Source organism: Klebsiella sp. K-Nf6 (genome assembly GCF_002806655.1).
Taxonomy (GTDB): domain Bacteria; phylum Pseudomonadota; class Gammaproteobacteria; order Enterobacterales; family Enterobacteriaceae; genus Klebsiella; species Klebsiella variicola.
In genome coordinates, this window is record NZ_PIBN01000004.1 from 341,901 (window position 1) to 366,729 (window position 24,829).

The 24,829-nt window shown below is 48.4% G+C and carries 17 protein-coding genes and 2 pseudogenes; 16 read left to right on the forward strand and 3 right to left on the reverse strand.

The features are described from left to right. Positions 1–29 precede the first annotated feature (29 nt). A complete protein-coding gene (gene yegD / locus CWM61_RS09985; protein WP_100631177.1) occupies positions 30–1,382 on the reverse strand; it encodes a molecular chaperone in 1,353 nt (450 codons plus the stop codon). Positions 1,383–1,519: 137 nt separating this feature from the next. On the opposite strand from yegD, the gene alkA reads away from it, so the two are divergent. The 4 genes from alkA (at position 1,520) to asmA (ending at position 5,674) form a co-directional block, all read left to right on the forward strand. Next, entirely contained in the window at positions 1,520–2,368 is an 849-nt protein-coding gene (gene alkA, locus CWM61_RS09990; protein WP_100631178.1) for a DNA-3-methyladenine glycosylase 2, read from the forward strand. A gap of 114 nt (positions 2,369–2,482) precedes the next feature. Then, a complete protein-coding gene (udk, locus tag CWM61_RS09995; RefSeq protein ID WP_002912442.1) occupies positions 2,483–3,124 on the forward strand; it encodes a uridine kinase in 642 nt (213 codons plus the stop codon). Positions 3,125–3,214: 90 nt separating this feature from the next. Then, on the forward strand, positions 3,215–3,796 hold the full coding sequence (gene dcd, locus CWM61_RS10000) for a dCTP deaminase (protein ID WP_004151145.1): 582 nt from the start codon (positions 3,215–3,217) through the stop codon (positions 3,794–3,796). 30 nt (positions 3,797–3,826) lie between these two features. Beyond that, entirely contained in the window at positions 3,827–5,674 is a 1,848-nt protein-coding gene (gene asmA, locus CWM61_RS10005) for an outer membrane assembly protein AsmA (protein WP_100631179.1), read from the forward strand. A gap of 729 nt (positions 5,675–6,403) precedes the next feature. Here asmA and CWM61_RS10015 read toward each other — a convergent pair. Further along, positions 6,404–7,987 (reverse strand): TerC family protein, encoded by a 1,584-nt coding sequence (locus tag CWM61_RS10015; RefSeq protein ID WP_100631181.1) that lies wholly within the window; start codon positions 7,985–7,987, stop codon positions 6,404–6,406. Between the two features lie 770 nt (positions 7,988–8,757). On the opposite strand from CWM61_RS10015, the pseudogene galF reads away from it, so the two are divergent. Together galF and CWM61_RS10025 are read left to right on the forward strand one after the other, a co-directional pair. Then, a pseudogene (gene galF, locus CWM61_RS10020) lies at positions 8,758–9,732 on the forward strand (GalU regulator GalF). 315 nt (positions 9,733–10,047) lie between these two features. After that, entirely contained in the window at positions 10,048–10,677 is a 630-nt protein-coding gene (locus CWM61_RS10025; RefSeq protein WP_100631182.1) for a phosphatase PAP2 family protein, read from the forward strand. 545 nt (positions 10,678–11,222) lie between these two features. Here the strand turns inward: CWM61_RS10025 and CWM61_RS30115 are convergent. Beyond that, positions 11,223–11,306: pseudogene (locus CWM61_RS30115) on the reverse strand (hypothetical protein); the annotation flags it as partial. 330 nt (positions 11,307–11,636) lie between these two features. Here CWM61_RS30115 and CWM61_RS10030 point away from each other — a divergent pair. The 10 genes from CWM61_RS10030 to rfbB all read left to right on the forward strand — a co-directional run. Further along, positions 11,637–13,070 (forward strand): capsule assembly Wzi family protein, encoded by a 1,434-nt coding sequence (locus CWM61_RS10030; protein ID WP_032740101.1) that lies wholly within the window; start codon positions 11,637–11,639, stop codon positions 13,068–13,070. Between the two features lie 145 nt (positions 13,071–13,215). After that, the gene (locus CWM61_RS10035) at positions 13,216–14,349 is read left to right on the forward strand and encodes a polysaccharide export protein (RefSeq protein WP_100631183.1); all 1,134 of its coding nucleotides are present in this window, start codon (positions 13,216–13,218) and stop codon (positions 14,347–14,349) included. Positions 14,350–14,351: 2 nt separating this feature from the next. Beyond that, positions 14,352–14,786 carry a protein-tyrosine-phosphatase gene (locus CWM61_RS10040; protein ID WP_004152837.1) on the forward strand — a complete coding sequence of 145 codons (435 nt, stop codon included), beginning with the start codon at positions 14,352–14,354 and terminating at the stop codon, positions 14,784–14,786. 15 nt (positions 14,787–14,801) lie between these two features. Beyond that, positions 14,802–16,958: a polysaccharide biosynthesis tyrosine autokinase gene (locus tag CWM61_RS10045; protein ID WP_100631184.1), complete on the forward strand. Its 2,157-nt coding sequence runs from the start codon at positions 14,802–14,804 to the stop codon at positions 16,956–16,958. A 91-nt stretch (positions 16,959–17,049) separates the two neighbouring features. Next, positions 17,050–18,489, forward strand: a complete 1,440-nt coding sequence (gene wbaP / locus CWM61_RS10050; RefSeq protein WP_100631196.1) for an undecaprenyl-phosphate galactose phosphotransferase WbaP — start codon at positions 17,050–17,052, stop codon at positions 18,487–18,489. Positions 18,490–18,531: 42 nt separating this feature from the next. Continuing rightward, positions 18,532–19,440: a glycosyltransferase family 2 protein gene (locus CWM61_RS10055; protein ID WP_100631185.1), complete on the forward strand. Its 909-nt coding sequence runs from the start codon at positions 18,532–18,534 to the stop codon at positions 19,438–19,440. Positions 19,441–19,564: 124 nt separating this feature from the next. Beyond that, complete coding sequence (locus tag CWM61_RS10060; RefSeq protein WP_100631186.1) at positions 19,565–20,461, forward strand: glycosyltransferase; 897 nt, start codon at positions 19,565–19,567, stop codon at positions 20,459–20,461. Between the two features lie 38 nt (positions 20,462–20,499). Further along, complete coding sequence (locus CWM61_RS10065; RefSeq protein WP_100631187.1) at positions 20,500–21,261, forward strand: glycosyltransferase domain-containing protein; 762 nt, start codon at positions 20,500–20,502, stop codon at positions 21,259–21,261. 968 nt (positions 21,262–22,229) lie between these two features. Continuing rightward, a complete protein-coding gene (gene gndA / locus CWM61_RS10070) occupies positions 22,230–23,636 on the forward strand; it encodes an NADP-dependent phosphogluconate dehydrogenase (RefSeq protein ID WP_100631188.1) in 1,407 nt (468 codons plus the stop codon). A 223-nt stretch (positions 23,637–23,859) separates the two neighbouring features. Then, the coding region (gene rfbB, locus CWM61_RS10075) for a dTDP-glucose 4,6-dehydratase (protein WP_100631189.1) at positions 23,860–24,829 on the forward strand (970 nt) is incomplete at its 3' end.

The window sequence follows — 24,829 nt, forward strand, 5'->3', positions numbered from 1 at the left end:
ACCTGCTGTGTGGCAGCGCCAGGAGGGGGTTAGCGGAAAACCACCTGCGCCCAGCGGGCCAGCCCGGCGGTTACCGAGCCAAAATCATCGCCACCAGCCAGCGGAATACCCGGCAGCTGGGCGGCCAGCGCCTTTTTGATCAGCGGCGAGCGGGCACTGCCGCCGGTAAGATAGATCACGTCCGGGGTGGTCTGGCTGCTGTCGAGCGCGAGCTGCACCTGTTCCATAATGCGGGTCAACGGTTGATCCAGCGCGGCTTCCAGACCCTGCTGGGCGATGGCGGCGGCCAGCTCGTCCTGAATAAACGGCAGCGCGGTTTCGACGCTGGCGGCGCTGGAGAGGGCGATTTTGCTCTCTTCGGCGCTGCGTACCAGACGATAGCTGAGACGCTGGCGCCAGACCTTCAGCAGCAGAGCCACTTTGTCGGCATCCCGGGCGCTGCGCAGCAGATCGTTAAGCAGACGGCCGTTGGCGGTGCTGTAGAAATCGCTCTGCGCCGGCACGTCGTTGATGGCCACCGCGTTCCACCACGGGAGGATCGGCAGCGCGGTGCCTTTCTCCGTTTCGCCGCCCATGCCGAGGAGGGGCATCAGGCATTTGAAAGCCAGGGCAATGTCGAGGTCGTTACCGCCGATGCGGCAGCCGCTGTGGCCGAGCAGGCTCTGCTGGCGGTCGGCGCGCTCCCGCCACTGCGGGCCCATCAATAGCAAAGAACAGTCGGTGGTCCCACCGCCGATATCGACGACCAGCACCCGCTTTTCTTCATTGAGGGTCGCTTCGAAATCGAGCCCGGCGGCAACCGGTTCAAACTGGAAGACCACATCGCGGAAACCGGCACGGAGAGCCGCCCGCTCAAGGATCCCCTGCGCCTGGGCGTTCGCGTCGTCGCCGCCGAGGCCCTGGAAGTTAATCGGTCGGCCAATCACCGCCTGGTCGATCTGCTCGGGCAGCTGGCTTTCGGCCTGCAGTTTGATGTGCAGCATCATGGCGCAGACCAGGTCTTCAAACAGGGCCACCTGCTGCGGCTTCAGCCCGCTGGCGCCGAGGAAGGATTTTGGCGATTTAACGAAGTAGACCTCTTCCGGATCTTCAACATACTGATGCAGCGAGGCGAGACCGAACTGCACGCTGTTGCGCAGCACCTCGATGTCTTCGTCGCGGTTGGCGGCAATGGCCCGGCGCAGCAGCGCCTGGTTTTCATCGCTGTGGGTGGGGACGTCATGATGGCGATAGAGCCACTCGCTGACCGCTTCGCGCGTTGGCGCACAGAGCATCGAGGGCAGCAGCGCGCTGCCGTTTTCCAGCGTCAACAGCTGAGGGGTATTTTCCCGCATCACGGCTACCGAACAGTTGGCGGTGCCGTAGTCAAAACCAATAAACATCGTCTGCAAAATCCCCATGCCGGTGAAGAAGGGGGGCGACTTTAGCGGATCGTCGCCATGGCGACAACTGGAATTTAAAAGCAAGGCGCTGACGGTCAAGGGCGACTATCATTGAAACGCTATATAAAGGAGAGCTTATGGTGTTGTTACCCTGGACCCCGCCTTACGACTGGGCGTGGATGGTTGGTTTTCTGCAGGCGCGTGCTGTCGCCGGCGTCGAGCGCTTTGATGAAGGAGGCTATAGTCGCAGCTTTGGCATTGCAGGCCACCACGGGCTGATTCATCTGGTGGCGGACGAAGAGGCGCAGGGCCTGCGGGTGACCCTCTCCCCGGGGCTGCAACCGGTGGCGGAGATCTGCTATGCGCGAATTGGCCAGCTGTTTGATTTAGCCTGCGATCCGCGGCAGGTCGCCGGGGCGTTGGGCTCTCTGGCTGAGGCGCGGCCGGGGCTGCGCCTGCCGGGGGCGCTGGATGCCTTCGAACAGGCGGTACGTGCGGTGCTGGGCCAGCTGGTGAGCGTGGCGATGGCCGCCCGGCTCACCGCCAAAGTGGCGGCTGGCTGGGGCGAACCGCTGGCGGAGGCGCCCGGCTATGTGTTATTCCCGACGCCAGAGGCGCTGTCCCGGGCCGACCCGCAGGCGCTGAAGGCGCTGGGAATGCCGCTTCGGCGCGCGGAGGCGCTGATCCACCTCGCCCGGGCGGCGCTCAGCGGCGAGCTGCCCCTGACGGCGCCAGCGGACATCGACGCCGGGCTGCGTCAACTGCAGAGCCTGCCCGGGATTGGCCGCTGGACAGCAAACTACTTTGCTCTGCGCGGCTGGCAGGCGAAAGATATCTTTTTGCCGGATGATTACCTGATTAAACAGCGCTTTCCGGCAATGACCCCGGCCGCCATCGCCCGCTATGCCCGCCGCTGGCAGCCGATGCGATCGTATGCGCTGTTGCATATCTGGTATACCGATGACTGGGTCCCGGCGGCGGAATAGCCGTCCGGGGCGCATACCACTGGTATCGGGGCGCTGAAATCCCTATAATTGCCGCGTTTGGCGGTCCGCCGCCACCCTCCATCTCTATCCAGGTTAATCAGGTCGCAAAAATTTATGACTGATATGTCCCATCAGTGCGTCATTGTAGGTATCGCCGGCGCATCGGCTTCTGGCAAAAGTCTTATTGCCAGTACTCTCTATCGCGAATTGCGTGAACAAGTTGGCGACGAACATATTGGCGTCATTCCGGAAGACAGCTATTACAAAGATCAAAGTCATCTGTCGATGGAAGAGCGCGTCAAAACCAACTATGACCACCCGAGCTCAATGGACCACAGTCTGTTGTTCCAGCACCTGCAGATGCTGAAAAGCGGCCAGCCGATTGAACTGCCGGTCTATAGCTACGTCGAGCATACCCGCACCCCGAACACCATTCACGTCGAGCCGAAGAAGGTGATCATTCTTGAAGGGATCCTGCTGCTGACCGACGCGCGCCTGCGTAACGAGCTTAACTTCTCTATTTTCGTCGACACCCCGCTCGATATTTGCCTGATGCGCCGTATTAAGCGCGACGTTAACGAGCGCGGCCGCTCCATGGACTCGGTGATGGCCCAGTACCAGAAGACCGTGCGCCCGATGTTCCTGCAGTTTATTGAACCGTCGAAGCAGTATGCCGACATCATCGTGCCGCGCGGCGGCAAAAACCGCATCGCTATAGATATTCTGAAGGCCAAAATCAGTCAGTTCTTTGAATAACCTGGCCGAATTGTGTAACGTGCAAAGAGTAGCCCTATTGCCCTGTCCGCCGCAAAGCGTGCGGGAAGCAGCCTTATAAGGAGAAAGCCCATGCGTCTGTGTGACCGAGATATCGAAGCCTGGTTGGATGAAGGGCGACTCGCCATCAATCCGCGCCCACCCGTTGAGCGTATTAATGGCGCGACGGTTGATGTACGGCTGGGTAATAAATTCCGCACCTTCCGCGGCCACACGGCGCCGTTTATCGATTTAAGCGGTCCGAAGGCCGAGGTCAGCGCCGCGCTGGACCGCGTGATGAGCGAAGAGATTGTCCTGCCGGAAGGGGAGGCCTTTTTCCTGCATCCTGGCGAACTGGCGCTGGCGGTGACTTATGAATCAGTCACCCTGCCAGCCGACCTGGTGGGCTGGCTGGACGGACGCTCCTCACTGGCGCGGCTGGGGCTGATGGTGCACGTTACCGCGCACCGTATCGACCCGGGCTGGTCCGGCTGCATCGTGCTTGAGTTCTACAACTCCGGCAAACTGCCGCTGGCGCTGCGTCCGGGGATGCCTATCGGCGCGCTGAGCTTTGAGCCATTATCGGGCCCGGCGGCCCGGCCGTATAACCGCCGTGAAGACGCCAAATATCGCGACCAGCAGGGCGCGGTGGCGAGCCGAATCGACAAGGATTGATAACGTCAACGGGGTGTTGCTGAGGGTGCCATGAGACGAATACTGACAACGCTGATGATCCTGCTGGCGGTCATTGTCGCCGGGCTTACCTCGTTGGTATTGCTGGTCAATCCCAACGATTTTCGCGCCTATATGGTGCATGAGGTGGCAGAGCGCAGCGGTTATCAGCTTGAACTCGATGGCCCGCTGCGCTGGCACGTCTGGCCGCAGCTCAGCATTCTCAGCGGACGCATGACGCTGACCGCCCGGGGCGCCGAAGAGCCGGTGATCCGCGCCGACAACATGCGCCTCGACGTGGCGCTGCTGCCGCTGCTCTCGCACCAGCTGCAGGTGAAGCAGGTGATGCTTAAGGGCGCGGTGATCCAGCTGACCCCGAAAACCGAGGCGGTTCGCGATAGCGCTGCACCGGTGGTGCCGCATGACAACACCCTGCCGCAGGCCCCGGAAGACCGCGGGTGGTCCTACGACGTGCGCCAGCTGCAGGTGGCCGACAGCGTGCTCTTCTTCCAGCACGAGAACGGCGAGCAGGTAACTGTGCGTGATATCCGCCTGCAAATGGAGCAGGATGAGAATCACCGGGCCACCGTCGACTTCTCCGGCCGGATCAACCGCGACCAGCGCGACCTGGCACTCAACTTCTCCGCTACCGTGCAGGGCGGCGACTATCCCCACTCCTTAAAAGCCGACTTTAGCCAGCTAAGCTGGCAGCTGCGCGGCGCCGAGCTGCCCCCTGATGGCATTAATGGCCAGGGCAGTCTGCAGGCCAGCTGGCAGGAAGATGGCAAAACCCTGCGCTTTGACAACCTGAATCTGATGGCCAGCGGCAGCACCCTTACCGGCAACGGCAGCGTGGTGCTGGGGGATCGCCCGGACTGGTCGTTGGATCTCCACGCGACCACCCTCAATCTCGACAGCCTGCTGGCGCCATCCTCGCCAGCGACCGACAGCAGTGCCAGCCAGCAGGGCCAGAGCCAGACGCGACCGCTGCGTCCGGTGATCGCCGACAGCGATGAGCGCGAAGATTACCAGAGCCTGCGCGGCTTTAACGGCCGGATGGCCCTGAGCGCCGACCAGCTGCAATGGCGCGGCCTGAACTTCACCCAGGTGCAGAGCGAAATCAGCAACCAGCAGGGGCTGCTGACGGTCAGCAAAATGCAGGGCAACCTCGACGGCGGGCAGCTTTCCCTCCCCGGTACCCTCGATGCCCGGGGCGACACACCGCAGGCGACGTTCCAGCCGGCGCTGCAGAACGTGGAGATCGGTTCGCTGATCAAAGCCTTTAACTATTCATTAAACCTGACTGGCAAGCTGTCGCTGACCGGCGAGTTTTCCGGAACGCGCATTGACGCGGATGATTTCCGCCGTCACTGGCAGGGGCAGGCCCAGCTGCAGATGGCCGATACCCGTACCGAAGGGCTGAACTTCCAGCAGCTGGTGCAGCAGGCCGTGGAGCGCAGCACCAACGTGCGGGCGCAGGAGAATTACGACAATGCCACCCGCCTGGATTCCGTGAGCAGCCAGCTGACGCTGGATAACGGACTGGTGACGCTGAACCGCCTGCAGGGGCAGTCCGACATGATGGCGATGACCGGCGAAGGTCAGCTTGATCTGCAGAAAGAGAACTGCGATATGCGCTTTAACGTGCGCGTGCTCGGCGGCTGGAAAGGGGAGGGCAAACTTATCGACCGCCTGAAACAGACCGCCATCCCGCTGCGCATCTACGGCGACTGGCAGTCGCTGAGCTACAGCCTGCAGGTCGATCAGATCCTGCGGAAACAGCTACAGGATGAAGCGAAGCAGCGCCTCAACGACTGGGTTGAGCGTAATAAAGGCAGCAAAGAGAGCAAAGACGCCAAAAAGCTGCTTGATAAGCTGTAATCTCCATCACCGCAGCCCGGGCCTTCCGGGCTGTGAGATTGTCGTCAGAGGGTGGAGCCTCGTTGATGCCGGGTGGCGGCTGCGCCTGACCCGGCCTACGTTTTGTGCAATATCATCGGCTTGCGTCGCCAATTAATGTAGGCCTGATAAGCGAAGCGCCATCAGGCAGTGTGGCAGGTGTAGAGCATCAATTCCCCGTGATGAGAGAATGTCGTCAAAGTGTGGTGCCCCGTTGATGGCGGCTGCGCCTGACCCGGCCTACGATATGCGCAATATCATCAGCTTGAGTCGCCACTTAATGTAGGCCTGATAAGCGAAGCGCCATCAGGCAGTGTGGCAGCTGTAGAGCATCAATTCTCCGCGATGTGAGAATGTCGTCAAAGCGTGGAGCCCCGTTGATGCCGGATGGCGGTTGCGCCTGACCCGGCCTGGGATGTGCGCAATATCATCGGCTTGCGTCGCCAATTAATGTAGGCCTGATAAGCGCAGCGCCATCAGGCAGTGTGGCTGCTCTAGAGCATCAATTCCCCGCGATGTGAGAATGTCGTCAAAGTGTGGAGCCTCGTTGATGCCGGGTGGCGGCTACGCCTGACCCGGCCTACGTTTTGTGCAATATCATCGGCTTGAGTCGCTAACCATGTAGGCCTGATAAGCGCAGCGCCATCAGGCATGGGTTTGATTATCTGTCCCACCGCCCGGGATACCCCGGGCCAGTTTTATGCCGGACGATTACACCTCATAATCCAGCTCATCCTGCTTTACCGGCGGGACGATCTGCACCTTCTGCACCCGATGGCTGTCGACCTGCAGCGTGCGCAGGGTATAGCCATCAATCTCAATGGTTTCCCCTACCTGCGGCACATGCTGCAGATACTCCATCAACAGACCGGCAACGGTGTGGTACTCACGTTTATCATCCAGCGGCAGCGGAACGTACTGCACCAGATCCTCCAGCGGCATATGGCCGTTAACCGTCCACGAACCGTCCTGATGATGCTGAATATCATGCCGGGCGTCGATCTCCTCCACCTCGTTGGGCAGATTACCGGCGATGGTTTCCATCACGTCGCTCAGGGTCACAATCCCCTCGACGGAACCAAACTCATCGACCACAAAGGCGAAGTGGGTGCGTGCCTGACGGAACTGCTCAAGCGCGGAGAGGAGCGGTAACCCCTCCGGAAAGACCAGCGGCTGCCGCACCAGCGCCTGCAGATCCAATGGCTCCTGGCGCAGGGACTGCTGGAGCAGGTCGATAACGTGAACCACCCCCAGCAGGTCTTCATTATCTTTCCCGCCGGTCACCACCAGCCGGGTATGCTGATTTTTCTCCACCAGGCTGCGGATCTCTTCCTCGGGTGCGCTGAGGTTGATGCGTTCGATATCATGGCGCGACGTCATAATGCTGCTGACGCTGCGCTGATTAAGGTTCAGCACCCGCTCAATCATCAACCGTTCCTGCGGATTAAACAGCGGATGATGGTCCTGATCGGCGACCAGCGACGCCGTGTCAGCATCCAGTTCAGCTTTTTCTTTCTGGCCGCTCAGCAGGTTCATCACCGCCTCGGTGGTGCGTTGACGCAGCGTCATATTGGCCGACAGGAAGCGACGGCGGTTAAACAGCGCCAGCTGGTTAAGGGCTTCAATCATGACCGAGAAGCCAATCGCCGCGTAGAGATAGCCTTTTGGAATAATAAAGCTGAAGCCTTCAGCAATCAGGCTGAAGCCGATCATCAGCAGGAAGCTCAGACAGAGGATGACAATGGTCGGGTGGCTGTTAACGAAGCGCGTCAGGGCCTTGCTGGCCATCAGCATCAGACTGATGGCGATGATCACCGCGGCCATCATCACCGCCAGGTGGTCGACCATGCCGACGGCGGTGATCACCGAGTCGAGCGAGAAGATGGCATCGAGCACCACGATCTGCGCCACCACGGCCCAGAATTTCGCCCCTCTGCGCTGGGTGGGATTATCGCTGTCCTTCCCCTCCAGCCGTTCGTTGAGTTCGACGGTGGCTTTAAACAGCAGGAATAAGCCGCCGAACAGCATAATTAAATCGCGGGCGCTGAAGCTGAAGTCGTGAAAAACAATCAGCGGTTTGGTCAGGGTTACCAGCCAGGAGATAGAGGCCAGCAGCAGCAGACGCATGACCATCGCCAGCAGCAGACCGGTGATACGAGCGCGGTCGCGTTGAGCGGGCGGCAGCTTTTCGGCGAGGATAGCGATGAAAACCAGGTTATCGATACCCAACACCAGTTCGATAACCACCAGCGTGACGAGACCTGCCCAGATTGACGGATCGGCAATCCATTCCATATGTATTAAAACCTGTACGACTGCGGTATGTGTTACCACGATCATGGATAAGATGAGTCTAAAATGCAATAACGACGCGGATATCACTCCGCCGGAGGTGGATATATTTCCAGCAAATTAGGTGAACAGATAAGAATTATGTTCCAGAAAAGATCAGCAGAAAAATAACAATATGGCGGAACGCGCTGGAATAAGCTTGCTGATATCAGAACCATAACCCGCTGCGTTTTGCCCGGCGCAAAAGCGAGGGCAGTCCCGTCGTTCTCCACGGTAGGCACCCTTCCTCATCGCCGCGTGAAGTGCGAAGCCCGCTCACAAAACCGGCATAATTCATATCATGAAGTGAGCGCAGAATAGCGTCGATCGCAGTTCCCTACCGTGGTTTACAGTTATTATCCTGCCATATCTGGCTGTTTATGCTGAAATATATTGCCTGGCTAAATTAACTATCTATATCTATTCTTTCCGGACATATGAACGCCGCAGCCTGCAGCTGGCAGGGGCTGCGTACCAAAGGCCGCGATGTACGGGCCTCGCGGCGACATCGCGCTGTGCAGGGAAGCGGGCCGCTGAATAACCTGATGGAGAATAAGATTATTCTCACTTCGACCTGTTGATAAAAGAAAGTTGTGTGTATTCTTTTAGGTGACAGTGAATTTAAGAATTTGGCGGGCAGATGCCCGAGCAGTATCCGTGTATTATCAGTTCCAATGGATTTGTGACATGTACAATTTTGCAAAGCTGCGTGTTTTGTAACCAAACAGGTGAAGATGAATATGGCGAATTTGAAAGCGGTTATTCCGGTCGCAGGACTAGGCATGCATATGCTGCCGGCCACAAAGGCAATTCCTAAGGAGATGCTGCCGATCGTTGATAAGCCAATGATTCAGTACATTGTTGACGAAATCGTCGCCGCCGGGATCAAAGAGATTGTCCTGGTGACGCACTCCTCGAAGAATGCGGTGGAAAACCACTTTGATACCTCCTACGAGCTGGAAGCCCTGCTTGAGCAGCGTGTGAAGCGCCAGCTGCTGGCGGAAGTCCAGGCTATTTGCCCGCCGGGCGTAACCATCATGAACGTGCGCCAGGCACAGCCGCTGGGTCTGGGCCACTCCATTCTCTGCGCCCGCCCGGTAGTCGGGGACAACCCGTTTGTCGTAGTGCTGCCGGATATCATTCTCGACGGCGGCACCGCAGACCCGTTGCGCTATAACCTCGCCGCTATGGTCGCCCGCTTTAACGAGACCGGCCGCAGCCAGGTGCTGGCGAAACGTATGCCGGGCGACCTCTCCGAATATTCCGTGATCCAGACCAAAGAGCCGATGGTGGCCGAAGGGCAGGTGGCGCGTATCGTCGAGTTTATTGAAAAACCGGACGAACCGCAGACTCTGGACTCCGACCTGATGGCGGTGGGCCGCTACGTGCTGTCGGCAGATATCTGGGCCGAACTGGAGCGTACCGAGCCGGGCGCCTGGGGCCGTATCCAGCTGACTGACGCCATTGCCGAGCTGGCGAAGAAGCAGTCCGTTGACGCGGTGCTGATGACCGGCGAAAGCTATGACTGCGGTAAGAAAATGGGCTACATGCAGGCCTTCGTTACCTACGGAATGCGTAACCTGAAAGAAGGCGCCAAATTCCGCGAAAGCATTAAAAAACTGCTGGCCTGAGCGCCGGCGTGAGGGGGAGCGGCAGGGCAGGAGTATTTCGCCATGCCGCTCATAACGTTATGCAGAAATTATTCATAACGTGAATGTTATAACGGTTGTAAAGAAACGTATGGCTTCGGAGACTTCTGGTAGTTTGTCTCTGGTCTCTGTGGTGCAATGGTCGGAGTAGCGGCAATAATGCTTTGTGAATAGTCACTTAGTGCGACAATTCTTAAAGCGCAGGAAAAGCGGTCAACGTCAGCAGAAAATAAAACTTGACTGCGATCATGTTTCCGCTTTAAACATCTCACTTGCATGCATAAAAATGTGAAATGAATTGGCATGTGAGCTGGTACAGACATTACGGATAATCCCTGAGCACGGCAGTGGACATCATCGAAGGATCACAGGTATATGAACTGGCAACTCATCTCATTTTTTGGCGATAGCACCGTTTTGCTGCCCAGCGCAGCGGCGCTGTTTATTGTCCTGATACTGCGTAAAACGTCGCGGTTGCTGGCGTGGCAGTGGAGTTTGCTGTTCGGCATCACCGGCGCCATCGTCTGCGCCTCCAAACTGGCCTTTATGGGCTGGGGTCTGGGCATTCGCGAGCTGGATTACACCGGCTTCAGCGGCCACTCAGCGCTCTCCGCAGCCTTCTGGCCTATCTTCTTATGGCTGCTCAGTGCCCGTTTCTCCGCGGGGCTGCAAAAAGCAGCCGTCGCCACCGGCTATATTCTGGCCGCAGTGGTAGGGTATTCACGACTGGTCATCCATGCCCATTCCGTCTCGGAAGTGATCGCTGGCTTGCTGCTCGGAGCTGCTGGCAGCGCTTTGTTCCTGTTGCTGCAAAAAGGCATTTCTGATTCCGACAATAAGGCTATACCTTGGGGTGGGGTTGCGTGCCTGGTGATGGTCCCGCTTGTCCTGTTACATAGCGGCAGTAAAGCACCGACTCAATCCCTGTTGGGGCAAATCGCCACCGCAATTGGGCCGCTGGATAAACCTTTTACCAGAGAAGACCTTCACAAGCAGGCTTGGTAATCGCCATTTGTTTTACAGGGGAAATTAAGTTTTCGCCGGTTAATTAGACAAATAAGAAAATAATCTACTATATGCCAGGTAATTGATAATTCATATTTATGAAATAACGCAGTGCTACTACATTGTTATTGTCAATTTGCCTGGATATAGCCGTGGTCAGACGTTTCTTAAATGCGTTCAGAAAGCACCTGTTCCACGTTGGATGAATAACCCAGCAACGAGAAACTATTAGAAATTGTAGTTGACTGTAGCGCCATCATCTGATTTTAGTCTGACGTTAGTGTCGTGAAAAAGATTTGTTGTTTCAGATAGTTAGCTTGAAGATGTCAGTTGTAGTGGTGTCAGGCTGATGTTCGATAGTTGAGAGCAATAAATAATCTTTATTGGCGAGCCGCTTATTTTTCGCCAATAAAACAGCGGATGGGATTAATTGGCAGATATTCGGCAGCAAGACTCCCAATTGTGACCGAAATCCCGTAGACTTAACGCCGCAAAAAATAAAGGCCTGACCAATTTATCACCCACAGGCCGATTAAATACGCCGTTCAGGTAGTCAGTGCGCTGGTAGCTGTTAAGCCAGGGGCGGTAGCGTCGCTGAAACCACGTGCTGCTGCACAAAATACCTTCTCTGAACGTCTATAAAAATCGATGCACTTTGGGTGATTAACGCCATAAGATATCTATCATGCTCATCAGATATCCTCATAAAGGGGTCAGGAGCGACTGCTGATATCGCCTGTACATCAACTTTCCCATCTCATCGATAGCCTGTACGGTAAAATTCGCCTACATTGTGAGCTGGGTGGATGTTATAAGGGTTTCAAGCAGCTTAGGGTAACTGTACTTGCCTCGCCGGTGTTGCACAGTGAAGTCAGCTGGTGCCGCGAGCGCTTTCTATCTTGGTATTCCCCTCATTCTCATTGAGATACGACAGCGGGGCTGAAAATGGATCTTGTACAATGATAAAAATTGCGCGTATTGCCGTGACGCTGGGCTTGCTTTCCTCACTGGGAGCCCAGGCTTACGCGGCCGGGTTAGTCGTAAATGATAACGATCTGCGAAACGACCTTGCCTGGCTTTCCGATCGTGGGGTCATCCATCTGAGCCTGTCGACCTGGCCGCTAAGTCAGGAAGAGATCGCCCGGGCGCTAAAAAAGGCCAAACCTTCCTATTCTTCTGAGCAAGTGGTTCTGGCTCGTATCAATCAGCGACTGTCAGCGTTAAAAGCCGATTTCCGGGTCACCGGCTACACCTCAACCGACCAACCGGGCACTCCGCAGGGGTTTGGTCAGACGCAGCCGGCAGATAATTCGTTAGGCCTGGCGTTCAACAACAGCGGCGAGTGGTGGGACGTTCACCTCCAGGGCAACGTTGAAGGGGGAGAGCGAATCAGCAACGGATCGCGTTTCAACGCCAACGGCGCCTACGGCGCGGTGAAGTTCTGGAACCAGTGGCTCTCCTTTGGTCAGGTTCCGCAGTGGTGGGGGCCTGGTTATGAAGGCAGCCTGATCCGCGGGGATGCGATGCGGCCGATGACCGGCTTCCTGATGCAGAGGGCCGAGCAGGCTGCACCTGAAACCTGGTGGTTACGCTGGGTGGGACCATGGCAGTACCAGATCTCTGCCAGCCAGATGAATCAATATACCGCTGTGCCTCATGCCAAAATTATCGGCGGACGTTTTACCTTCACGCCGTTCCAGTCATTAGAATTAGGTGCGTCGCGCATTATGCAGTGGGGCGGGGAAGGGCGGCCGCAATCCTTCAGCAGCTTCTGGGATGGCTTTACAGGGAAAGACAATACCGGAACGGATAACGAGCCGGGGAACCAGTTGGCCGGATTTGACTTTAAATTCAAACTAGAGCCAACTTTGGGCTGGCCGGTGAGCTTCTACGGACAAATGATCGGTGAGGATGAGTCAGGTTATCTGCCTTCGGCCAATATGTATCTGGGCGGTGTGGAAGGCCACCACGGCTGGGGTAAGGATGCTGTGAACTGGTACCTGGAAGCGCATGATACGCGCACCAATATGAGCCGGACCAATTACAGTTATAATCATCATATCTATACGGATGGATATTATCAGCAGGGCTATCCGCTGGGCGATGCAATGGGCGGAGATGGTCAGCTCATCGCAGGAAAAGTCGAGCTTATTACAGAGGATAACCAACGCTGGAGTACACGTCTGGTATACGCCAAAGTTAACCCGGAGAATCAGTCGATCAACAAAGCATTCCCTCATGCTGATACCTTGAAAGGAGTACAGCTTGGCTGGAGCGGGGATGTTTATCAGTCGGTCCGGTTGAATACTTCACTGTGGTACACCAACGCAAACAACAGCGACAGCGATGACGTTGGGGCCAGCGCAGGGATAGAAATACCGTTTAGTTTATAAGGCTGAATGCTGAAAACAGGGGATAGAGGGTGGTAGCGCTGCAGGACGCAGTAAGCTTTTCTCTCTCCATAAGCCGGCAGGGAAGCAACGGCTATGACAGCTGCTCAGGAATTGGCAAATTTTGATTTACTGATGATGTGACATTATGAAGAAAAAACTTGTTAGATTTTCGGCATTAGCGTTGGCAATTGGGTTTTTATCGGGTTGTACGATTATCCCCGGTCAAGGGTTAAATAGTCTGCGGAAGAACGTGGTTGAGCTGCCGGACAGCGACTACGATCTGGATAAACTGGTTAATGTGTATCCAATGACGCCGGGGCTGATCGATCAGCTTCGCCCGGAAAGTGTACTGGCTCGTCCAAACCCACAGCTTGATAATTTACTCAGAAGTTATGAATATCGCATTGGAGTTGGCGATGTGTTGATGGTTACCGTATGGGACCACCCAGAGCTCACTACACCTGCAGGCCAATATCGTAGCGCCAGCGACACCGGTAACTGGGTTAACTCCGACGGTACCATTTTCTATCCTTATATCGGTAAAGTACAGGTGGCGGGGAAAACGCTTAGCCAGGTACGCCAGGATATAGCCAGCCGTTTGACCACTTATATTGAAAGCCCTCAGGTTGATGTAAGTATTGCTGCATTCCGCTCGCAAAAAGCCTATGTGACTGGCGAAGTTGCTAAATCAGGACAGCAACCGATTACAAATATTCCGTTAACTGTAATGGATGCAATCAATGCTGCAGGTGGTTTATCAGAAGACGCTGACTGGCGCAATGTGGTGCTAACGCATAATGGTAAGGACACCAAAATCTCACTATATGCCCTTATGCAGAAAGGTGATTTGACAGAAAACCGCTTGCTGTATCCAGGGGATATTCTGTTTGTACCCCGTAATGACGATCTTAAAGTATTCGTGATGGGAGAGGTTGGTAAACAAAGCACGATGAAAATGGATCGCAGTGGTATGACCCTAGCAGAAGCTTTGGGGAATGCTGAAGGCATGTCTCAAACTTTCAGTGATGCAACCGGTGTTTTTGTTATCCGTCAGTTGAAAGGTGATAAAAAGGGTAAAATAGCGAATATCTATCAACTTAATGCCCAAGATGCATCAGCTATGGTATTAGGTACGGAATTCCAGCTTCAGCCTTATGATATCGTGTATGTTACTACAGCTCCGCTGGTCCGTTGGAATAGAGTAATATCACAATTAGTACCGACAATTACAGGAGTTCATGATATTACCGAAACAGTTAAATACGTTAAGGATATGTGATCATGTTTAACTCGATTCTAGTAGTTTGTACGGGGAATATTTGCCGTTCACCAATTGGAGAGCGCTTATTACGTACATTCCTACCAGGGAAAAAAATAGATTCAGCAGGTACTGGTGCATTAATTGATCATTCCGCCGATGAAAGTGCTATCAGGGTTGCATCATTACATGGCATATCGTTAAAAGAACACCATGCACGTCAATTTACCTCCTCTCTTGGTCGTCAATATGATTTGATACTAGTTATGGAAAAACATCATCTTAGCGAAATAGGTAAAATAGCGCCGGAGGCTAGAGGGAAAACAATGCTATTCGGTCATTGGTTGAATGACCGAGAGATACCAGATCCCTATAGGAAAAGTGATGAAGCTTTCTTGTCTGTGTATATTCTTATTGAACAGGCCTCAAAAGCATGGGCGGAAAAATTAGCAAGTTAATTCAGGAAAATATACATGTCATCTCTCATTAATAAAACTTCATCGCGAGACTCAGAAGGTATTGATCTGGGTCGACTTCTAGGCGAATTTATCGATCATCGCAAATTAATTATTTCGGTGACATCACTTTGTACATTAATAGCATTAATTTATGCAATATTTGCAACTCCTATATATCAAGCTGATGCTTTAATACAAGTAGAACAAAAACAGGGAAATGCGATATTAAGCAATCTTAGCCAGATGCTTCCTGATAGCCAACCACAATCAGCACCAGAAATAGCCTTAATTCAGTCAAGAATGATTCTAGGGAAAACAGTAGATGATCTTAACTTACAGGCAAACATTACTCAGAAATATTTCCCCATATTTGGTCGTGGTTTTGCTAGGATTAGTGATGCAAAGCCTTCAGAGATTACTATATCGCGATTGTTCGTATCGGGAAGCGATAATGAAACGCCCGAATTGTTATTATCTGTTGCGGGGGGAAAGGATTTCCTAATCAATTTCGACGGTCATTCTTTTAAAGGTAAGCTAGGTGAGCTAATCGAAAGAAATGGTATTTCTCTTAAAATAGATGATATTAACGCTCCTCCTGGAACTGAATTTATAATCAAATATGTTTCAAGGTTAAAAGCAATTTCAGAATTACAGGACAAACTAACAGTAAACGATCAGGGTAAAGATACGGGAATACTGAATATATCATTGACTGGTGATAATCCAGTATTAATTGAAAAAATTGTTAATAGTATCGCTGATAACTATTTAGCACAAAATATAGCAAGGCAAGCAGCTCAGGATGCAAAAAGTCTTGATTTCCTGAATAAACAGTTACCAGAAGTACGAAGTGAATTAGATATAGCAGAAAGTAAACTAAATCAATATCGGAGACAAAGCGATTCAGTAGATTTATCGCTTGAGGCAAAATCTGTACTTGATCAGATAGTTAATGTTGATAATCAGCTTAATGAACTTACATTTAGAGAATCAGAGATCTCACAGCTTTATACAAAAGAACATCCAACTTACAAGGCGTTACTTGAAAAACGAAAGACCTTACAAGATGAAAAGGCCAAACTAAATAAAAAAGTATCAAGCATGCCAGAAACGCAGCAGGAAATTTTGCGTTTAAGTCGTGATGTTGAGTCAGGTCGGGCTGTATATATGCAGCTTTTAAATCGACAACAAGAGCTTAGTATTGCTAAATCAAGTGCCATCGGTAATGTAAGAATTATTGATAACGCAGTAACTCAACCTAAACCTGTAAAGCCCAAGAAAATATTAGTTTTATTGATTGGAGTAGTTATTGGTTTAATAATTTCAATTGGTCTTGTACTGTTACGTGTTTTCTTACGCAGAGGTATTGAATCTCCTGAGCAATTGGAAGAGTTGGGTATCAATGTTTATGCGAGTATTCCTGTATCTGAAACATTTGCAAAAAAAACAACTCAAAAGAATTCATGGAAAGGAAAAGACGATATACAAGGCTTTTTAGCAATTGAGAATCCTGCTGATCTCGCAATAGAAGCAATAAGAGGATTAAGAACTAGTCTGCACTTCGCTATGCTAGAATCAAGAAATAATATTCTGATGATTTCAGGGGCAAGTCCAAATGCGGGAAAAACCTTTGTTAGTTCTAACTTGGCAGCTATAATTGCTCAAACTGGGAAGAAAGTACTTTTCATTGATACAGATATGCGAAAGGGTTATACCCATAAGCTATTTAATATTCCTAATGATAATGGCTTATCCGATGTTTTATCAGGTAAAAAGGATTTTTCCTCTTCAGTCAAACATATATCGATGCTTGGTTTTGATGTAATACCGAGAGGCATGGTGCCTCCAAATCCGGCGGAATTGCTTATGCATAAAAGATTTGGAGAGTTAATGTCATGGGCTGATCAAAATTATGATATGGTTATATTAGATACACCTCCTATTTTAGCAGTAACAGATGCTGCAATTATTGGTAATTACGCTGGAACTACACTATTAGTTTCACGCTTTGAGCTTAATACTGCTAAAGAAATTGACATCAGTATTAAACGCTTCGAACAAAGTGGTGTCCCAGTAAAAGGGTGTATACTTAATGGCGTAGTAAAAAAAGCAAGTAGCTACTATGGCTATGGTTATAATTATTACGGCTATTCTTACAAAGATAATAAGTAAAGAAGTGTTTTCAATAAAAGCCGGATTTTTATAAATATTTAGATTCGGCTTTATTTCCATGAAAACACTAAAGCAAAATATTATGAGTTATATGAGAGGTCACATGGCGCTCCTCAGTAGGAATTTTTTAGTTAGCATAATGCTTGCATTGTCTGACTTTGCTAGTTTTGTTATTTCCATGTATATAGCAATGGGGATTTTATTTTTATCAATAAATAACCATGATGCATTCGTAGAGACTCAACAAATACAAGGTTGGATAGCACTACATTGGTTGCTTGCTGCTTGTTGTGTTTGTTGGTACTCAATGAGATTAAGACATTATTTTTACCGTAAAACATTTTGGTTTGAATTAAAAGAAATCCTTAGGACTTTAGTCATTTTTGCAATAATTGAAATAGCAGTCGTTGCCTTTACGACATGGTCGTTTTCGCGATATATTTGGGTGCTAACATGGGTTTTAGTACTCATATTAGTTCCGATATCAAGGATGCTAACGAAACGAATATTAGATACATTAAGTCTTTGGCAACGAGATACTTGGATAATAGGTAGCAGCACAAATGCGAATGAAGCTTACAAAGCCATAACTAGTGAGAGGAATCTTGGTTTAAATATTGTTGGGTTCATTACGTGTGATGGCGGTGTTCCAGCTGGTGGTAAAATTGATGGAATAAATGTTTTACCAAATGATTTGTCGTGGCTACCGGCTATTGATGTAAAGACACAATTTATAGTTGCGGTGGAATCGCATCAAAGTGATATCCGAAATGCATGGTTAAGAAATTTCATGATCAAAGGTTATCGCTACGTATCTGTAATTCCTACATTGCGTGGTATGCCTTTAGATAGTACTGATATGTCGTTTATTTTTAGTCATGAAGTAATGATATTTCGCGTACAACAGAATTTGGCGAAATGGTCTTCTCGTGTACTAAAACGATTATTTGATATCGTTGGTTCCCTTGTGATTCTTTCAATATTGTCTCCCGCTTTATTGTATATTAGTCGTAAGGTCAAACAAGATGGTGGACCTGCTATATATGGACATGAACGAATAGGCAAAGATGGAAAATCATTTAAATGTTTGAAATTCCGTTCAATGATAATTAATTCTAAAGAAGTTTTGGAAGAATTACTCGCGAAAGATGAAGATGCAAGAAGGGAATGGGAATCAACCTTTAAATTGAAAAATGATCCTCGTATTACAAAAATTGGTGCATTTCTTCGTCGAACAAGTCTTGATGAGCTTCCGCAACTTTTTAATGTTTTAAAAGGTGAAATGAGTTTAGTCGGCCCACGTCCAATTATAACTGCTGAATTAGTTCGTTATAATGAAGAAGTTGATTATTATCTTTTAAGTAAACCAGGAATGACTGGCCTTTGGCAGGTAAGCGGTCGTAGCGACGTAGACTACGAGACTCGTGTTTATCTTGATGCATGGTATGTCAAAAATTGGTCAATGTGGAATGATATAGCTATTTTATTTAAAACAATAAGTGTTGTGTTAAGAAAGGACGGGGCATATTAACTACTTGCGTTAACTTTGACTATTAAATGATGAAAGAAAATTATGAAATATTATATCGCGATTCCAACATACAATGGTGGTGATATTTGGCGTGAAGTGGTGTCAAATATTAAAAATTATTCGACAGATGAATTGTTTGTTCATGTTATTGACTCAGGAAGCGTCGATTACACAAAGTTAATTGCTGAGGAAGCCGGTTTTGATGTTACATGCATATCGAGTAAGGATTTCAACCACGGTGGGACTCGAAATCAAGCTGTATACAAATACGTTGATGAATTCGATATAGTAATTTTTTTAACACAAGACGCCATTCCTGAAGATGGTTTCATCGACAATATAATTTCTGTGTTTAAAAATGAAAAGGTGGCATGTGCTTACGGTCGACAATTGCCTCATTTTTCGGCCAATCCCCTAGCCCAACATGCCCGTGCATTTAATTACCCGAATAAAAGCTATGTATGTGGCAAGGATAATGTCAGTGCCTTAGGCTTAAAATCTGTATTTATGTCAAACTCTTTTTCTGCCTACAGGCTATCGACTTTCAAAGAATTAGAAGGATTTCCTTCAAACACTATCCTCTGTGAGGATATGTTTTATGCAGCAAAAGCAATCCTTGCAGGTTATCAGGTGGCTTATGCAGCTGATGCCGTAGTGCGGCATTCTCACAATTACAAGCCACTAGAAGAGTTCAAACGTTATTTTGATATTGGTGTTTTTCATGCTCAAGAAAAATGGATACGTGATAAAATTGGTGGTGCTGGTGGGGAAGGGAAAAAATTTATTTTGTCTGAGATGAAATTTTTGATCAAAAATGCTCCTTTATGGATTCCATTAGCTTGTATTAATAATTGCATGAAATTCTTTGGTTACAAATTAGGTCAGAACTATGCATACATCCCATTAAAGTTAGTGAGAATGTTAAGTATGCATAAGCGTTACTGGTCGTAATTATTTTTATATGTTATCAATATCTGTATTTATAAAAAGTAATCATCGGAAATGCTATTTTATAATTAAAATATCTGAATTATTTAATGAATTAAATACAAAATAAAATCCTATTGAGGTTTATATGCACCCTGATGTTTTTGCTATTATAGTTACTTACAATCCCGATGATGGGCTTGAAGGCAGATTGTTGGCGATTCAAAAACAGGTACGTAATATTTGTATAATCGATAACTCAGAAAATCCTGATGTTATCAATAATATTAAATCTATTGCTGAAAGGAATAATTTATCATACCAAGGTGATGGTATTAATCATGGCATTGCATATTCTTTAACACAGGGTGCAATTACTGCTAAATCAAAAGGTTTTAATTATTATTTAACTTTTGACCAAGATTCCACAATTCCTGATTCATATGTTGATAGCATGAAAGAAGCTATTAACACTGACCCAAGGATTGGTATTATTGGTCCTGTGTATTATGACATTAATGATGGGCGATATTCAAGATTCCCAGTCATGCATAATAAACTTACGGTCAAAAGAGAAGTATTTTCTAATAATGAAGGCATAAAAGATGCGATGTGTATTATAACATCGGGTGCGTTATGTAGAACTTCTATATTTGATGAAGTAGGTTATTTTTTAAATGAATACTTTATAGACTATGTTGATAACGAATTTTGTCTCAGGCTACTTGTTTCAGGTTACAGAGTGTGTGTGTATCCGAAAGTTGTTATTCAACATGCTCTCGGTAACAGGAAAAAGACATTTGGCTTTTCGCCAACAAATTATCCATACTATAGGAAATACTATGTGACGAGAAATCGTCTACATGTATGGAAAAAATACTTTAAATATTATCCTGCATTTATTGTTTATGATTTTGCTGCGTTTTTATTAGATCTATTCAGGGTTATATTACTTGAGAAGGACAAGCTTATAAAGATTAAATCGATTTTTCTTGGTGTGAAAGATTTTATTCACGGCAGATATGGCAAGATGAATAATATATAAAAACAATCTTCTTCTCAATATAAGATGAGTTTAAATTGATGAATAAATATGTTGTTTATACTGCTCTGTTTGGTGATTATGATGATCTTATTGAACCCAAAGATATTGATTACAAGTGTGACTTTATATGTTTTACTAATCAGGAAAATATATCTTCAAATAAATGGAAAATCATTTATGTTCAAAATGTCAAAGACACAGTTTTAAAAAATCGAGAATATAAATTTTTGCCACATCTTTTCCTTTCGCAATACGATGCGAGTGTATATGTGGATTCAAATATAAAAATAATTCAAGATCCAGTAAGTTTAATAGAAAAATATATTAAGAACTCTCCTATTTCGGTTCCCAAACATTTTTCAAGAAATTGTATCTATAAGGAAGTTGAACAGTGTGTTCTTGACAAGAAAATCACGGAAGAAAATGGAAGGGATATGCTTAATCTTTTAAGTGCGCATTCTTTTCCAAAGGAATACGGACTTGGTGAGAATAACATTATAATTCGCGAGCATAACCATAAAGATGTTATTCGCCTAATGAATTATTGGTGGGAATATTTTAATCAAGGGGCTAAAAGAGATCAATTGACCTTATTCTTTTTATCATGGAAACATGGGGTGTCAATCCAGCTCATGGATGAGACATCAAGAAATAAAAATAATTACTTTAGATATCATTTGCATAAAAACGAAAAAAAATTACCGATCATGAAAAGGAGCTATCTTTTTATGAAAGCAAACAGACAGAGAGTTTATTTTTATGATTGTCTATGCAAACTGTATTTATTTTTAAAAAAATAAACTTAACAAAATACTAATTTTGAATTGCAATGATTAAAAAATGTATTGTTGTTGCGAGATTATAATATGTGAATAAAGTGTGATGCATGGCTATGGTATTGTTTTATTCACATAAGTTACTCTTTTAAAAGAAAGTTTCCTTAAAATAATTGGTTTTAATTTTATATAATGATATTTTTAAATGATTTTATTGCTGAGACCAATAATTATATATTGATAATTGATACTTTCTTCATTGCTTTTGAAATTGTGACTTGTTCAGCTGTAAAAAAACGCACTTTGTAAATAAACACGCTTAGAACTTAAAATATAATAAGTGCGCTTGATTTCACTGTTTGCATTAAGGCCATCATCATGTGGGGGTGTAAATTAAAATACATTTTCCTTAGTGTTTGTGTATATGTGCGCAGGAGAAATGCATCCATGTCAATTCTGGAAGGTGTAATTTTTTAAACTCATCTAACTGCACAGCTAAGGTGTAAAAATAATATAAACTGGTATGTGAAGAAAAATTAGATCATGCCCTAGATATGGCTTAATTAATGTAGTTCACAGTACAAAATAAGTCCAGAATGTTGTCAATACAACAAAAGTAACATTTGGAGTTGTCAAAAAGCAAATAATTTATTAATGGTAGATTAAGTTGGCTTAAACTAATATGATGGTCGCATATGCTTTAAATTTTAGATAAGATATATTGTTATATGTATGATATTGGATTCGGAATTCAAATTGATTCTCAAGTTAATTGTTAGCATTAAAAAAACACACTGAATAACTTGTATTGTAATGTAGTGTACTATTAATTTAATTTAGCCACAGAATATGTTCAATGGAAAATTTCTCGCCCATAGTTCATAAATTAACAGCATCTTTCAATGTTTTTTCTATGCGATTTGCTGACTATAAGTTAAAGTAGAGTTATAGTAACTTATATTGTAAAAGTTATAACCTGACAGGAGTAAGTAATGTCCAAGCAACAGATCGGGGTTGTCGGTATGGCAGTGATGGGGCGTAACCTTGCGCTGAACATCGAAAGCCGTGGTTATACCGTCTCCGTTTTCAACCGCTCCCGTGAAAAGACTCAAGAAGTGATTGCCGAAAATCCAGGCAAAAAACTGGTCCCTTACTACACCGTACAAGAGTTTGTTGAATCCCTTGAAACACCACGTCGTATCCTGTTGATGGTGAAGGCAGGGGCTGGCACCGACAGCGCCATCGATTCCCTGAAGCCTTACCTCGATAAAGGCGACATCATCATTGATGGCGGCAACACCTTCTTCCAGGACACTATCCGTCGTAACCGTGAACTGTCTGCCGAAGGTTTCAATTTTATCGGTACCGGTGTCTCCGGCGGTGAAGAGGGGGCTCTGAAAGGCCCTTCCATCATGCCAGGTGGCCAGAAAGAAGCCTATGAGCTGGTTGCTCCGATTCTGAAGCAGATTGCTGCAGTTGCTGAAGACGGTGAGCCATGTGTGACCTATATCGGTGCTGACGGTGCTGGCCATTATGTGAAGATGGTTCATAACGGCATCGAGTATGGAGACATGCAGCTGATTGCTGAAGCTTATGCGCTGTTGAAAGGCGGTCTGGCACTTTCCAACGAAGAGCTGGCGCAAACCTTCACTGAATGGAACGAAGGCGAGCTGAGCAGCTACCTGATCGACATTACCAAAGATATCTTCACCAAGAAGGATGAAGAGGGTAAATACCTCGTTGATGTTATTCTTGATGAAGCAGCAAACAAAGGTACCGGCAAGTGGACCAGCCAGAGCTCACTGGATCTCGGCGAACCTCTGTCTCTGATCACCGAGTCCGTGTTTGCTCGCTATATTTCTTCGCTTAAAGACCAGCGTGTAGCCGCGTCGAAAGTGCTGAGTGGTCCGCAGGCTCAACCGGCCGGTGATAAAGCGGAATTTATCGAAAAAGTGCGTCGCGCGTTGTACCTCGGTAAAATCGTTTCCTATGCTCAGGGCTTCTCCCAGCTGCGTGCTGCTTCTGATGAATACAACTGGGATCTGAACTACGGTGAGATCGCTAAGATTTTCCGCGCTGGCTGCATCATTCGTGCGCAGTTCCTGCAGAAGATCACCGATGCTTATGCGCAAAACGCTGGCATTGCTAACCTCCTGCTGGCGCCGTACTTCAAACAGATCGCTGATGACTATCAGCAGGCGCTGCGTGATGTGGTGGCTTATGCCGTGCAGAATGGTATTCCGGTACCGACGTTCTCTGCCGCAATTGCCTACTACGACAGCTACCGTTCCGCAGTTCTGCCGGCTAACCTGATTCAGGCTCAGCGTGATTACTTTGGTGCGCACACCTATAAGCGTACTGATAAGGAAGGCGTTTTCCATACTGAGTGGTTAGATTAATATTTATCTTATTAGACCTCCTGAAATTTATTGGAGGTCTAATGTTAAAGTACATATATAATCAAGTTCTATTCTGACAAATAGCGGAAAATTAAGAATTTCGCTATTTGTTTTTAAAGTGTTCCTTCGATATTATCCCCGTAAAATTACATCTCAAACATTTTAATATAGAGATGTATGCAATTATTTTCTTTTTGCATGAGTAATCAAAGGTAAATAAAATATGAAGATTCTTGTCACCGGTGGCGCAGGCTTTATCGGTTCTGCTGTAGTTCGTCATATCATTGAAAGTACTCTGGATGAAGTCCGCGTGATGGACTGCCTGACCTATGCCGGCAACCTCGAATCCCTGGCGCCGGTGGCCGGGAGCGAACGCTACTCGTTTTCCCAGACTGATATCACCGATGCCGCAGCCGTGGCGGCCCAGTTCAGCGAGTTCCGCCCGGATATCGTGATGCACCTGGCGGCAGAAAGCCATGTGGACCGTTCCATTGATGGCCCGGCCGCCTTCATCCAGACTAACGTGATCGGCACCTTCACTCTGCTGGAGGCGGCCCGTCATTACTGGTCCGGGCTTGGGGAACAGCAGAAACAGGCTTTCCGTTTCCACCATATTTCCACCGATGAAGTGTACGGCGACCTGCACGGCACCGATGACCTGTTCACCGAAGAAACGCCGTACGCGCCGAGCAGCCCGTACTCTGCCTCCAAGGCGGGCAGCGACCATCTGGTTCGTGCCTGGAACCGCACCTATGGCCTGCCGGTGGTGGTGACCAACTGCTCCAACAACTATGGTCCGTATCACTTCCCGGAGAAACTGATCCCGCTGACCATTCTCAACGCCCTGGCGGGTAAACCCCTGCCGGTGTATGGCAACGGGGAGCAGATCCGTGACTGGCTGTATGTCGAGGACCATGCCCGTGCGCTGTACAAAGTGGCGACCGAAGGTAAAAGCGGCGAGACCTACAATATCGGCGGCCATAACGAACGTAAAAATATCGACGTGGTGCGTACCATCTGCGCCATTCTCGACAAGGTGGTGGCGCAGAAGCCGGGCAACATCGCCCACTTTGCCGACCTGATCACTTTTGTCACCGACCGTCCGGGACATGACCTGCGCTACGCCATTGATGCCGCGAAAATTCAGCGCGATCTGGGCTGGGTGCCGCAGGAGACGTTCGAGAGCGGGATTG